This window comes from Microbacterium paraoxydans (assembly GCF_020524545.1).
Lineage (GTDB): Bacteria > Actinomycetota > Actinomycetes > Actinomycetales > Microbacteriaceae > Microbacterium > Microbacterium paraoxydans_C.
In genome coordinates this window covers 623,919-637,276 of the sequence record NZ_JAIVLG010000001.1, presented here as the reverse complement: position 1 = coordinate 637,276, position 13,358 = coordinate 623,919, and the positions used below count along the sequence as shown (strand labels likewise).

The 13,358-nt window shown below is 69.6% G+C and carries 9 protein-coding genes; all 9 read right to left on the bottom strand.

What is annotated here, in order from left to right; translation table 11 throughout:
- Window positions 1–22: 22 nt before the first annotated feature.
- Window positions 23–1,093, bottom strand: coding sequence for an aspartate-semialdehyde dehydrogenase (locus LC041_RS03125; RefSeq protein WP_226531495.1), 1,071 nt, complete (start codon window positions 1,091–1,093; stop codon window positions 23–25).
- A gap of 260 nt (window positions 1,094–1,353) precedes the next feature.
- Window positions 1,354–2,634 (bottom strand): aspartate kinase, encoded by a 1,281-nt coding sequence (locus LC041_RS03120; RefSeq protein WP_226531494.1) that lies wholly within the window; start codon window positions 2,632–2,634, stop codon window positions 1,354–1,356.
- Window positions 2,635–2,743: 109 nt separating this feature from the next.
- Complete coding sequence (locus LC041_RS03115) at window positions 2,744–3,661, bottom strand: DMT family transporter (protein WP_226531493.1); 918 nt, start codon at window positions 3,659–3,661, stop codon at window positions 2,744–2,746.
- Entirely contained in the window at window positions 3,658–4,251 is a 594-nt protein-coding gene (recR, locus tag LC041_RS03110) for a recombination mediator RecR (protein WP_226531492.1), read from the bottom strand. The genes LC041_RS03115 and recR overlap by 4 nt, the downstream gene beginning before the upstream one ends.
- A complete protein-coding gene (locus LC041_RS03105; RefSeq protein WP_226531491.1) occupies window positions 4,251–6,452 on the bottom strand; it encodes a DNA polymerase III subunit gamma and tau in 2,202 nt (733 codons plus the stop codon). Before LC041_RS03105 ends, recR begins: the two co-directional genes overlap by 1 nt.
- 175 nt (window positions 6,453–6,627) lie before the next feature.
- On the bottom strand, window positions 6,628–9,135 hold the full coding sequence (locus tag LC041_RS03100; RefSeq protein ID WP_226531490.1) for a glycoside hydrolase family 65 protein: 2,508 nt from the start codon (window positions 9,133–9,135) through the stop codon (window positions 6,628–6,630).
- On the bottom strand, window positions 9,132–9,890 hold the full coding sequence (locus LC041_RS03095) for an HAD-IA family hydrolase (protein ID WP_226531489.1): 759 nt from the start codon (window positions 9,888–9,890) through the stop codon (window positions 9,132–9,134). The genes LC041_RS03100 and LC041_RS03095 overlap by 4 nt, the downstream gene beginning before the upstream one ends.
- A gap of 100 nt (window positions 9,891–9,990) precedes the next feature.
- Window positions 9,991–11,211 (bottom strand): acetate/propionate family kinase, encoded by a 1,221-nt coding sequence (locus LC041_RS03090; protein ID WP_226531488.1) that lies wholly within the window; start codon window positions 11,209–11,211, stop codon window positions 9,991–9,993.
- Complete coding sequence (gene pta, locus LC041_RS03085; RefSeq protein WP_226531487.1) at window positions 11,208–13,325, bottom strand: phosphate acetyltransferase; 2,118 nt, start codon at window positions 13,323–13,325, stop codon at window positions 11,208–11,210. Before pta ends, LC041_RS03090 begins: the two co-directional genes overlap by 4 nt.
- Window positions 13,326–13,358: the final 33 nt, after the last annotated feature.

The following is a 13,358-nucleotide window of genomic DNA, read 5'->3' as shown; positions in this document are numbered from 1 at the left end:
GACGGCGTCCGCAACGCGGAGGTCAGCGCACGACGGCGAGACGCTCGGCGAGGACCTCGGCGATCTGCACCGCGTTCAGCGCGGCCCCCTTGCGGAGATTGTCGTTGCTGAGGAACAGTACGAGGCCCTTGCCCTCCGGCGCGGACTGATCGGCACGGATGCGACCGACGAAGCTGGGGTCCTTGCCTGCGGCCTGCAGCGGCGTGGGCACCTCGTCGAGGACGACCCCGGGAGCCGTGCTCAAGACCTCGCGCGCGCGTTCGGGCGAGATGCTGCGAGCGAACTCGACGTTGATCGAGAGGGAGTGACCGGTGAAGACCGGGACACGCACGCAGGTGCCCGCGACCCGGAGATCGGGAAGCTCGAGGATCTTGCGGCTCTCGTTGCGGAGCTTCTTCTCCTCATCCGTCTCGTTGTCCCCGTCTTCGACCAGGTTGCCGGCGAACGGGATCACGTCGAAGGCGATCGGGGCGATGTACTTCTCGGGCTCGGGGAAGTCGACGGACGAGCCATCGTGCACCAGACGGAGGGTGTCGCCCTGCGCGAGCACGCCCTCCACCTGACCGAGGAGTTCCTGGGCACCGGCGAGCCCGGAGCCGGAGACGGCCTGATAGGTCGACACGATGAGACGCTCGAGACCGGCCTCGGCATCCAGGGCCTTCAGCACCGGCATGGCCGCCATCGTCGTGCAGTTCGGATTCGCGATGATGCCCTTGGGGCGCTCGTCGATCGCGTGCGGATTGACCTCGCTGACCACGAGCGGAACCTCGGGGTCCATCCGCCAGGCGCTGGAGTTGTCGACGACCACGGCACCGGCGGCGGCGAAGCGCGGCGCATAGGCGCGGCTCGCCGTGGCGCCGGCGGAGAACAGGGCGATGTCGATCCCCCCGGCGTCCGCCGTCTCAACGTCTTCGACGATGACCGTCGCGCCACCGAACTCGATGGCCGTGCCTGCCGATCGTGCCGAGGAGAACAGACGCAGCTCACGGATCGGGAAGGAACGCTCGGCGAGAATCTCGCGCATCACGGTGCCCACCTGGCCGGTGGCGCCGACGATGGCGACGGAGAGTCCTGATTCGGAGATGCGGGTCATGATGTTCCTTGGCGTCGTGCGGTACTGCGTACGAGGCTTCGGGCGCGGCGTCGGGATGTGGATGCTGCGCCTGGCGCCGGTGTCAGGGTTTCGGTGAGTCTACCGCCACCCCGCCGCTCTGCTCGCCACACCGCGAGACCGGGAGCCTCCGCGGGGTCAGGCAGTTCGGCGAGATCAGGCCGATTTGCTGCGGATGTGCCTGATTCGATGTGAGCGCCTGATCCGGCGAAGCGGCAGGAAGCCTGCGAAAGTTGGCAGGATCAGCGGCCCGTGCCGGCGTGGACCGTGGCTTCGGAGTCACCGTCGAGTCCATACGCGGTGTGAACAGTTCGCGCCGCCTCGGTCAGGTCGGTGTCGCGGAGCACCACCGAGATGCGGATCTCCGAGGTGGAGATCATCTCGATGTTGATGCCGCCCGCCGAAAGCGCCTCGAAGAGAGTGGCCGAGACGCCCGAGTGCGTGCGCATCCCCGCACCGACGACCGAGAGCTTGCCGATCTGATCGTCGTGGATCAGGTTCTGGAACCCGACTTCGGTCTGATCGCCGGCCAGTGCCTTGAGGGCAGCCGCCGCATCCGCCTTGGGGACCGTGAAAGAGATGTCGGTGCGCCCGGTCGCCGAGACGTTCTGCACGATCATGTCGACGTTGGCGCCGGACTTCGCGACGATCTTGAAGATCTCCGCAGCCTTGCCCGGCACGTCGGGCACGCCCGCGACCGTGATCTTGGCCTGGCTGAAGTCGGTGGCGACACCGGCGACGATCGGTTCTTCCATGGCTGCTCCCTCGGCTTCGCGCGGGTTCTTCATACCCTCGCCCAGAACGTATGTGCCCTCGGCCGACGAGAAGGTCGACCGAGCATGAATGAGGACGCCGTGACGGCGTGCGTACTCGACGGCACGGATGTACAGCACCTTGGCGCCGTTGGCCGCCAGCTCGAGCATCTCCTCGCTGGAAACGTGGTCGAGCTTCTGCGCCTTCGGGATGACGCGCGGGTCAGCGGTGAAGATGCCGTCCACGTCGCTGTAGATCTCGCACACGTCGGCATCGAGCGCGGCGGCGAGAGCGACGGCCGTGGTGTCCGACCCTCCGCGTCCGAGCGTCGTGATGTCCCTGGTGTCGCGGTTGAAGCCCTGGAACCCGGCGACGATCACGATCGCCCCCTCATCGAGGGCTTCTCGCAGACGAACCGGCGTCACGTCGACGATGCGCGCGGCACCGTGCTGGGAATCCGTGATCATGCCCGCCTGGCTGCCGGTGAACGACCGCGCCTCGAATCCCATCGAGTGGATCGCCATGGCCAACAGCGCCATCGAGATGCGCTCTCCGCTGGAGAGCAGCATGTCGAGCTCGCGCGGCGCGGGGATCGGCGCGACCTCATCCGCGAGCTCCAGCAGCTCATCGGTCGTGTCGCCCATGGCGCTGACCGCCACGACCACGTCGTGACCGGCACGACGCGTGTCGACGATGCGCTTGGCGACGCGCTTGATGCTCTCTGCGTCGGCGACGGACGAGCCGCCGTACTTCTGCACGATGAGGGCCACGATCACTCCCTGGGATGTCGGGCGGATTCGCCCACGATCATTCTATGATCGGCGCGTATGCCCTGTTGCGCATGTGACATCGCCCCGGCGACGAGCGGCCGCTCGGCGGTCAGAGGGACGGTGGGAGCGCCTGCGGGGAGACAGGACGCAGCCGACCGCCCGTGGCCGCGAACCAGCAGCCGACGATGATCAGCGGGAAGCCGAGGAGCAGTCCGGGCGTCAGCGGTTCGGCGAGGACGATCGCACCGAGGACGATCGCGACCACGGGGTTGACATAGGTGAACAGCGGAGCGCGTACCGGCCCCACCTCGCGGATGAGCGCGAAGAACGCCAGGAACGCCACCGCCGTGCAGATCACGGCGAGAGCGAGCAGCGCTCCGATCGACGGCAGCGTCGGCACCTCGTGCTGGGTGAGCACACCGATCGGGAGGTAGAAGATCCCGATCATCAGCAGCGACAGCGTGATCGTGCCCAGCGACGGCACGGCGTTGAGCTTACGGGCGACGATGAAGGGGGCCGTCGCGTAGAGCACAGCCACCAGGAGCACCTCTCCTGCAGCGAGAAGGCTCACTTCGCCGCCGAAGAGTCCGGGACCTGCGACCACGACGGCGACACCTGCGAATCCGACGAGCAGACCGATACCACGGGCGGGCCGGAGCACCCCGCGGTCGCCGCCACCGAGGGCGATCAGGGCAGCGAACAGGGGCACGGTCGCCACCAGCAGCCCGGTCATCCCGGAGGGCAGCGTCATTTCGGCGTGGCCGAGCAGGAGGAAGGGACCGGCCATCTCGACCGCACCGAAAGCGAGGACCCAAGGCCAGTGCTTCAGCGCGGCTCGCAGCGCACCGCTGCGGATCGCGAACGGCAGCAACAGCAGTGCGGCGATCAGGGTGCGTCCGGCCACGATCGCGGGAGGTGAGATCGACTCGACCGCGACGCTGATGAACAGGTAGGGCACACCCCACAGCAGGGCCATGGCCCCGAAGAGCAACCAGCCGCGACGCGAGAATCCCGCGCTCGGCGTCACAGGACGCGCCGACCCTCGAACGCGCGCCCGAGCGTGACCTCGTCGGCGTACTCCAGGTCGCCGCCCACGGGCAGCCCCGAAGCGAGACGGGACACCGTGATCTGCATGGTGGTCAGCAGACGGCTCAGGTAGCTCGCTGTGGCCTCGCCCTCGAGGTTCGGGTTCGTGGCGATGATCACCTCCTGCACCGTCCCGTCGGCGAGGCGCGTCATGAGCTGAGCGATTCGGAGGTCGTCGGGTCCGATACCGGCTATGGGGCTGATCGCCCCGCCGAGGACGTGATAGAGCCCGCGGAACTCCCGGGTGCGCTCGATCGCGGCGACGTCCTTCGCGTCTTCGACCACGCAGATCAAGGACTGGCTGCGGCGAGGGTCGCGGCAGATCCCGCATCGCTCCTGCTCGGCCACGTTGCCGCAGATCTCGCAGAAGCGCACGCGGAGCCGGATCTCACCCAGCAGCTCGGCGAGACGCGCGACATCGAACGTCGGCGTCTGGAGGATGTGGAACGCGATCCGCTGGGCGGACTTCGGGCCGATGCCGGGGAGCCGACCGAATTCGTCGATCAGCTCTTGAACGATGCCGTCATACATCAGGAGAACCTCGTCGGGGGCTCGTAGGGCTCTTCGCGCAGGAACGTCGCGCCGAGCACCTGGCGGATCACGGCCTCGCCGTAACGCTGTACTCCCCCGGCAGCGGGAGCGCGCTCGACGACGACCGGTGGGGCTGCGACGGTGCGCTGCACCGGCACCGGCCGCTCGGGGGGAGCCTGGCGTGTCGCGGGCGGTTCGTAAGACGGGTCGTAGGGCGGCTCTTCGTCGTACGCCGGGGCGTCGTCATCGTCGGGCAGCGGTGGCGCGTCTCGATCGACAGCGCCGTCGGACGGCGGTCGTGGGGCGGATGCCGCCGCCTCGACCTCCTCGGGCTCGTCGTCGACCGGAAGCGGCGCGGCGTCTGTGGGACGTGCGCTCGGCTGCTCCACGGTCGAGGGAATCGGTGCGACCGCCCACTCCGTCACGGTGGAGGCTGACGCGCTGCGGACCTGCGGACGGGGAGGCCCCGCTGACGCAGGCTCCGATGCGGGAGCAGGGTCGGCGGGGGTCGAGGGCCCGGACGCCGAGGACTGTCGCGGAGCCCCTCCGGCCGGCATCGGCGCGGGGAGGTACTTCACCCGGACGCCCAGCTCGTTCTCGATCGCCGTCCGCAGATGGTCCGAGGGTCCGGAGCCTGGAGTGGTGCCCTTGAACTTCGCGACGTCGTGCTGGCTGGTGAAGCCGAGCGTCAGTACCTCGGTGTCGGTGGCGTAGGCCAGCGGTTGCACGGCGGTCGCCAGCAACCAGGATGTGCGGCTGATGCTCTCGAGCCGCGTCAGCACCGCGGGCCACGAGGCGGCGATGCGTTCGAGCGTGACAGGGCCCTGTGCGACGACGGGCCCGGCCTCGGGCGCGGCCACGGGGGCGGGGCTCGACGATTCGGGCTCGCGGCTCTCGACGACCGGCTCCCGGACCGCAGCGGCCGCAGGCGGAGCAGGAGCAGGGGGCGCGGTCTCCCCCGGAGCGGCGCTCGGGGCGGGCGAGGAGGGCACCGGAGTCGTGACGGCCGCGGGGGTCGAGCGGGCTGCCCCGGGCGCACGCTCGGGCGCGGCGACCGGCGCAGCATCCGACGTCGACGCCTCCGACGCACCGGCGAGCACGCGCGCCACCATGAGCTCCAGGTGGAGCCGCGGGGAGGTCGCACCCGACATGTCATCGAGGGCGGCGCTGACCACGTCGGCCGTGCGCGAGAGTCGTGCCGACCCGAAGGTGGCCGCCTGGGCGCGCATCCGCTCCAGGTCGTCTTCGGCGATGCCGCGGAGGACGGCCGAGGCACCGGCGCCGACCGCCGCGATGACGATGAGGTCGCGCAGGCGCTCGAGCAGGTCGTCGACGAAGCGGCGCGGGTCCTGCCCCGTCTGCACCACACGGTCGATCGCCGGGAAGGCGGTGGCTGCATCCCCTGCGGCGAGCGCATCGACGATCTCGTCGAGGAGGGCGGCATGCGTGTAGCCGAGCAGTGACACGGCGCGTGCGTACCCCACGGTCACCGTCTCGGATTCGGCCGGCGCATCTGACCCGGCGATCAGCTGGTCGAGCAGCGAAAGCGTGTCTCGGGGCGAGCCGCCACCGGCGCGGACCACGAGCGGGAGGACGCCCTGTTCGACGATCACGCCCTCTTCCGCGCACAGCTTGGCCACGTACTCGAGCATGGCGGCGGGCGGCACGAGCCGGAACGGGTAGTGATGTGTGCGGGAGCGGATCGTGCCGAGCACCTTCTCTGGCTCGGTGGTCGCGAAGATGAACTTGACGTGCTCGGGCGGTTCCTCGACCAGTTTGAGCAGCGCGTTGAAGCCCTGTGGCGTCACCATGTGCGCCTCGTCGAGGATGAAGATCTTGTACCGGTCGCGGCTGGGGGCGAACGTCGCCCGTTCACGCAGGTCGCGCGCGTCGTCGACACCGTTGTGGCTCGCCGCGTCGATCTCGACCACGTCGAGGGATCCTCCGCCGGCCCGCGACAGCTCGACACAGCTCGGGCACACGCCGCAGGGCACGTCGGTCGGTCCCTCGGCGCAGTTGAGGCAGCGCGCGAGGATGCGAGCCGACGTCGTCTTGCCGCAGCCGCGGGGTCCGGAGAACAGGTACGCGTGGCCGACTCGATCGCCGCGCAGAGCCGTCATCAGCGGATCGGTCACCTGGGACTGCCCGATCATCTCGCCGAAGGTCTCGGGTCGGTAGCGGCGATAGAGGGCTGTGGTCACCTCACCAGCCTACGGCGTGCCACCGACCTTCGCTCCGGGGAACCCGGGATCCCGTCCCGGTCCACCCACACACATCGCCGAGACCCCCGCTGGTTGTCCACGCCCCCTCGCTCCGGCGCACGCCAGCGGGGGCGCCGACGACCAGCGGGGGTCTCGGCATCACAGAGAGGGAGTGTCAGTCGATCGGCTCGACCACGGGGACAGCGGTCGTGATCACCGGAACGGACGCCGACATGCGTGTACCGTCCTCGCGGCGGGCGTCGGCGAACTGCCGCAGGGTCGGCCGCCCCGGGATCAGGGGTCCCTGGTCACCGAGGGTCACGACGGCCTCGTCGTCCGCCGTGGCGAAGTACGCGGTGTCGCGCACGCTGAACGGCACGGGGGGCCCGCTGCGCACCTGGACCCGGAGCTCATCCCTGGTCACGGTCACCTGCATCGTGGATCCCTGCCACTGCAGCGGGAACGAGAGGGAGGGCCAGTCCGCCGGAAGTCGCGGATCGAAACTGAGGTCTCCCGCGTAGTCACGCATGCCGCCGAAGCCGCAGACCAGCGCGGTCCACACCCCACCGGCGGAAGCCACGTGCACGCCGTCGGCCGCGTTGTGATGCAGATCGTGCAGGTCGACGAACAGCGACTGCTCGAAGTACTTCCTGGCGAGGTCCTGGTACCCCACCTCGGCGGCCATGATCGACTGCACGACCGCCGAGAGGGTGGAGTCACCCGTGGTCAGCGGGTCGTAGTAATCGAAGTCGGCCTTCTTCTCCTCGGGCGTGAAGTGGTTCCCCTGCAGGAACAACGCGAGCACGACATCCGCCTGCTTGAGCACCTGGAACCGGTAGATCACGAGGGGGTGGAAGTGCAGCAGCAGCGGTCGCTGCTCGGCGGGGGTGTTGGCGAGATCCCAGACCTCGCGCTCGAGGAAGAGCGAGTCCTGCGGGTGGATGCCGAGCCCCTCGCTGTACGGGATGAACATGGCTGCCGCCGCGCGCTCCCATGCCTCGGCCTCGCCGGGGCCGAGGCCCGTCCGGTCGACGAGCTTGACGTAGTCCTCGGGGTGGTTCTCTTTGATCTCACGCACCACCTTGGCGGCGTAGCGGAGGTTGTAGCGCGCCATCACGTTCGTGTACAGGTTGTCGTTGACGACCGTCGTGTACTCGTCCGGGCCGGTGACGCCGTGGATGTGGAAGGTCTCGATGCCGTCGCCGGCGTCCGCCTCGTCGACCAGCCGCGAGCCACGCCAGAATCCGAGCGTCGCCCACAGCCGTGCGGTCTCGATCGCGATGTCCGCGCCCTCGCGCCGCAGGAACTCCTCGTCCCCCGTGGCCCGCACGTACTTGCCCAGCGCGAAGCTGATGTCGGCGTTGATGTGGTACTGCGCGGTGCCCGCGGCGTAGTACGCGGAGGCTTCCTCGCCGTTGATGGTGCGCCAGGGGAAGAGCGCCCCTGCCTCGTTGAGCTGGGCCGCGCGACGACGCGCCGCCGGGAGCATGCCGGCCCGGGCGCGCAACGCGTTGTACGCCCACTGCGGCGTCGTGTAGGTCAGGAACGGGAGCACGTAGATCTCCGTGTCCCAGAAGTAGTGGCCGCTGTACCCCGAACCGGACACGCCCTTGGCGGGGACTCCGGCGCCGTCGGCGCGCGCCGACGCCTGCGCGAGTTGGAACAGGCACCAGCGGGTGGCCTGCTGCAGGTCGTCCCGCCCGCCGATCTGCACGTCGCTACGCTCCCAGAACGCGTCGAGCCACTCCCGCTGTCGTCGGAACACCGCCTCGACGCCCTCGCCCGCCGCCCGGTCGAGCGACCGACGGCACCGGTCGACGAGTTCCCGCGGCGGCACCCCCCGAGACGTGTGGTAGCTGACGAGCTTCGTGACCGTGATCGGGACGCCGGCCTTCGCCTGCACGCGGAACACGTTCTTGGCGATGTCGGGCTCCACGAGCGTTCGCGCGTTGTACTCGTTCTCGGTCTCGACGATGTGGTCCGCGACCACCGCGACGGTCATCCCGGAATCCGCGACCCGGTAGGACAGTGCGGAACGCAGTCCGTCCTGCCAGTGCTCGGACGGCTCCAGCACGCGGTCGGCGATCTTCTCCGCCTTGCGGGGGTCGAAAGGAGCCGCTTTCGTGCCGATCGGGGTCCCGGCGTACACGCCGGCTCCATCCTGGCGGTTCAGCAGCTGACAGCTGATCGTGACCGGGGCATCCGCGTTCTCGACGACGACCTCGAGCCGGAGGACTGCGAGGTGGCGCTCCTCGAAACTCACGATGCGCTCATCCCGCATGCGCACGCGCTTGCCGGACGGGGTCTCCCACACCACCAGACGCTCCAGGACACCGGTGCGCATGTCGAGGGTGCGGCGATACTCACGCACGTCCGCATCGTCGAGCGAGATCGGTTCGTCGTCGACGTACACCCGCATGACCTTGGCGTCTGGGGCGTTGACGATCGTCTGCCCGACCTCCGCGAAGCCGTAGGCCTGCTCGGCGTGCCGGATCGGCCAGGTCTCGTGCAGCCCGTTGATGAAGGTGCCGTGCTCCTGGGCACCGCGACCCTCGATATGGTTGCCGCGCAGCCCGAGGTAGCCGTTGCCCACGGAGAACAGCGTCTCGCTGACGCCCTCCTCCGAGTAGTGCGTGTCGATCAGACGCCACGGGTCGACGGGGAAGCGGTCGCGGTCGATCATGCGGTCTCCGGGATGTCGGTACGGGTGGCGGGAACGAAGACGGCGAGGTCCTCGACGACGATCGTGGCGCCGGCGGCTCGCAGGGCGTCGGCACCTGCACCGCGATCGACGCCGATCACGGTGCCGTAGCCGGCTGCGGCGGCGGAGGCGGCACCGGACGTGGCATCCTCGACGGCGATAGAGCGAGCCGGATCGACGCCGAGGGCCGCGGCGCCGGCGGCGAACATGTCGGCGGCCGGCTTGGAGGCGAGACCCTCGCGCTCCGCCACGACTCCGTCGACGACGATCCGGAAGAGGGAGCGGATGCCTGCCGCGGCCAGCACCTCCTCGGCGTTCTTGGAACTCGACACGACCCCGAGCGGGATGCCGGCGGCCCGCAAGCTCTCGACGAGCGCGAGCGACCCGGGATACGGAACGATGCCCTGCGCGCGCAGCGACGCGGCGAAGGCGGCGTTCTTGCGATTGCCGATCCCGCAGACGGTCTCGGCGGAGGGATCGTCGTCGACGTGACCCCAGGGGACTTCGACGTTGCGGCTGCGCAGCAGACTCGCGACCCCGTCGTAGCGCTTCTTGCCGTCGACGTAGTCGTAGTAGTCGGCGTCGGTGTACGGCGGCGTGATGCTCCACCGGGCGAAGACATCGTCGAACACGGCCTGCCAGGCGCGCATGTGGACCTCGGCGGTCGGGGTGAGCACGCCGTCGAGGTCGAAGAGCACGCCGTCGGCGTGGAACAGGTCGGGCAGTGCGTCTGGCACAGAGCCTCCAGGAGAAGGGCGATCAGCGGGCCGGCACCTCTCCGTGCCACCGCTCAAGCGTAATGCGGCAGTGCGTCACGGGGTAACCCCCGCGAGCGGATCAGAGGAGCTCGGCCGTCTGCCTCGCGATCTGCAGTTCCTCGTCGGTCGGCACGACGAGCACCGTCACCGCCGAGGCGTCCGTGGAGATCCGGCGGATGCCGCGCTCCCGAGCTTCGTTTCTGACCGGCTCGATCTCGACGCCCGCGAATCCGAGCGTCGCCAGCGCAGCGGCCCGGACGGGTGCGGCGTTCTCGCCCACACCTGCCGTGAAGGAGATGACGTCCACTCCCCCGAGCTGGGCGATGTACGCACCGGCGTAGGCGCGCAGACGGTGCACATACACATCGAAGGCGAGCACAGCGGCTTCGTCTCCGGCTTCGACCCCGGCGAGGATGTCGCGCATGTCGCTGCGTCCGGCGAGCCCGGCGAGCCCGCTGCGGGTGTTGAGCAGCGAGTCGAGGTCGTCGATCGAGTAGCCGGCGCGGCGCGAGAGATGCACGAGCGCCGCCGGATCGATGTCGCCCGACCGCGTGCCCATCACCAGCCCTTCGAGCGGGGTGAGACCCATCGACGTCTCCACCGAGCGCCCGCCCTCGATCGCGGTCACGGAGGCGCCGTTGCCGAGATGGAAGACGATCTGCCGGAGTTCTGCGAGGTCGCGCCCGAGGAAGGCCGCCGCCGACTCGCTCACGTACTGGTGACTCGTGCCGTGGAAACCGTATCGCCGCACCCGATGCTCCGCGGCGAGCGCGGCGTCGATCGCATACGTGTACGCGGCGGGCGGAAGCGTCTGATGGAACGCGGTGTCGAACACAGCCACGTGCGGAACCTGATCGAACACGGCGCGTGCGGCAAGGATCCCGGCGAGGTTCGCGGGGTTGTGCAGGGGTGCGAGCACGGCGAGCTCGTCGATCTGACGCTCCACGTCGGTGTCGATCAGGGTCGGGGCGTAGAAGCGCGCGCCGCCGTGGACCACCCTGTGCCCGACCGCGACGGGGCGATGCTCGTCGAGCGACGGTCCGTGCGCGCCGAACTGCTCCCGCATCACCTCGAAGGCAGCGGCGTGATCCGCGATCGGCCGCTCCGAGCGGTACGTCGCGTCGAGCATCGTCGGCACCGCATCGGCATCCGTATCGGGGCGGACGGTGTGCGCCACGGGACTGGAATCCTGCCCGATCCGCTCGATCAGTCCGCTCGCGAGCAGATCTTCCTGTTCGATGTCGATCAGGCTGTACTTCAGCGATGACGATCCGCTGTTGATCACGAGGATCGCACTCATGCCGCATCCCCCTGCGCCTGGATCGCCGTGATGGCGACCGTGTTGACGATGTCGTCGACGAGCGCACCCCGAGACAGGTCGTTGATGGGTTTGTTGAGCCCCTGGAGCACGGGCCCGATGGCGACGGCTCCCGCCGAGCGCTGCACCGCCTTGTAGGTGTTGTTGCCCGTGTTGAGGTCGGGGAACACGAACACGGTCGCCCGGCCGGCGACCGCCGAATCCGGGAGCTTGGCCTTGGCGACCGCCGCATCCGCCGCCGCGTCGTACTGGATAGGTCCTTCGACGGGGAGCTCGGGTGCGCGCTCGCGGACGAGGGCGGTCGCCGCGCGCACCTTGTCGACATCGGCTCCGGAGCCGGACTCCCCCGTCGAGTACGACAGCATCGCGACGCGCGGCTCTATGCCGAACTGACGGGCGGTCGTCGCCGAAGAGATCGCGATGTCGGCGAGCTGCGCGCTCGTCGGATCGGGGATCACCGCGCAGTCTCCGTAGACGAGCACACGATCGGCGAGTGCCATGAGGAACACGCTGGAGACCACCGTCACCCCCGGCTTCGTCTTGATGATCTCGAACGACGGACGGATCGTGTGCGCCGTGGTGTGCGCCGCACCGGAGACCATGCCGTCGGCGAGTCCGAGATGCACCATCATCGTGCCGAAGTACGACACATCGGTCACCGTGTCCGCCGCCTGGGCGAGCGTGATGCCCTTGTGCGCCCGCAGCCGCGCGTACTCGGCGGCGAACCGCTCGACGAGTGCGGGGTCGGTGGGACTCAGCACCCGGGCCGCCGCGATGTCGACGCCGAGCTCGACGGCGCGGGCACGAATAGCCGCCTCGTCGCCGAGGATCGTCAGATCCGCGACCTCCCGCGCGAGGAGCGTCGCCGCCGCCCGCAGGATGCGGTCGTCGTCGCCCTCGGGCAGCACGATGCGGCGCCGATGAGCGCGGGCGCGCTCGATCAGGCCGTACTGGAACATGAGCGGGGTCACGACGTGTGCTTCGGCGAGCCCGAGCTGCTCAGTCAGCTCCACGAGATCGACGTGCGCCTGGAACAGCCCGAGCGCGCGGTCGTAGCGGCTGCGCGAATCCACCGAGAGGCGGCCGCGGGTGCTCATCACGCGCACGGCGGTGTCATAGGTGCCCAGATCGGTCGTGATGATCGGCACCGACGACGCGAACCCGTCGAGCAGCCGTACGATCGTCTCCGGAAGCGGGAACGGGCCGTTCAAGATGATGCCGGCGATGCGCGGGAAGGTGCCGGAGGCGTCGGCGAGCAGCGCCGCGAGCAGCACCTCGGTGCGGTCTGCCGGGATCACCACGACAGCCTCCTCGGTCAGCCGGGGCAGCACGTTGACCATGGACATGCCGGCGACGACGATCGTCAGCGCCTCCCGGGTCAACCGGTCGTCGTCGCCCGTGAGCAGCGCGCCGTCGACGGCGGCGAGGATGTCGCGGATGGACGGCGCCACGAGCGCACGATCCTCGGGGATCGCCCACACCGGCGTGTGCTCCCCGGGGAGCACGGCGCGGACCTCGTCGATGACGGCGGCGAGCGCATCGGGATCGGCGCGGTTCACCGCGACGGCGAACAGCTCCGCACGCTCCTCGGACAGCTCGGACAGGGCGAGCGCGGCGATCTGCCCGATCGCGGCGGCCTCGCGGGCGGTCGTGGTACCGAGCTGTTCGGCCTGACGCTGCTGATCGCGACCGCTGAGCACGAGCAGCACCGGGACGCCGAGGTTGGCGGCGATCCGCGCGTTGAACCCGAGCTCGGCCGGGCTCGCGACGTCCGTGTAGTCGCTGCCGATGATGACGACGGAGTCGCACTGCGCCTCCACGGCTTTGAACCGTGCGACGATCGTCGACAGCGCGCTGTCCGGGTCGGCGCGCACATCGTCGTACGTCACGCCGATGCAGTCCTCGTAGTCGAGGTGCACGCCGTCGTGCGCGAGCAGCAGTTCGAGGATCTCGTCGCGTTCGGTCGCCGACCGCGCGATCGGGCGGAACACTCCCACGCGCGGCGACACGCGCATCAGGGCGTCGAGCACCCCGAGGGCGATCGTCGACTTGCCGGTATGGCCTTCGGCCGAGGTGATGTAGATGCTCCGCGCCACGTGCCCAGCTTAGGCGCGGCGTCCGGGAAGCCG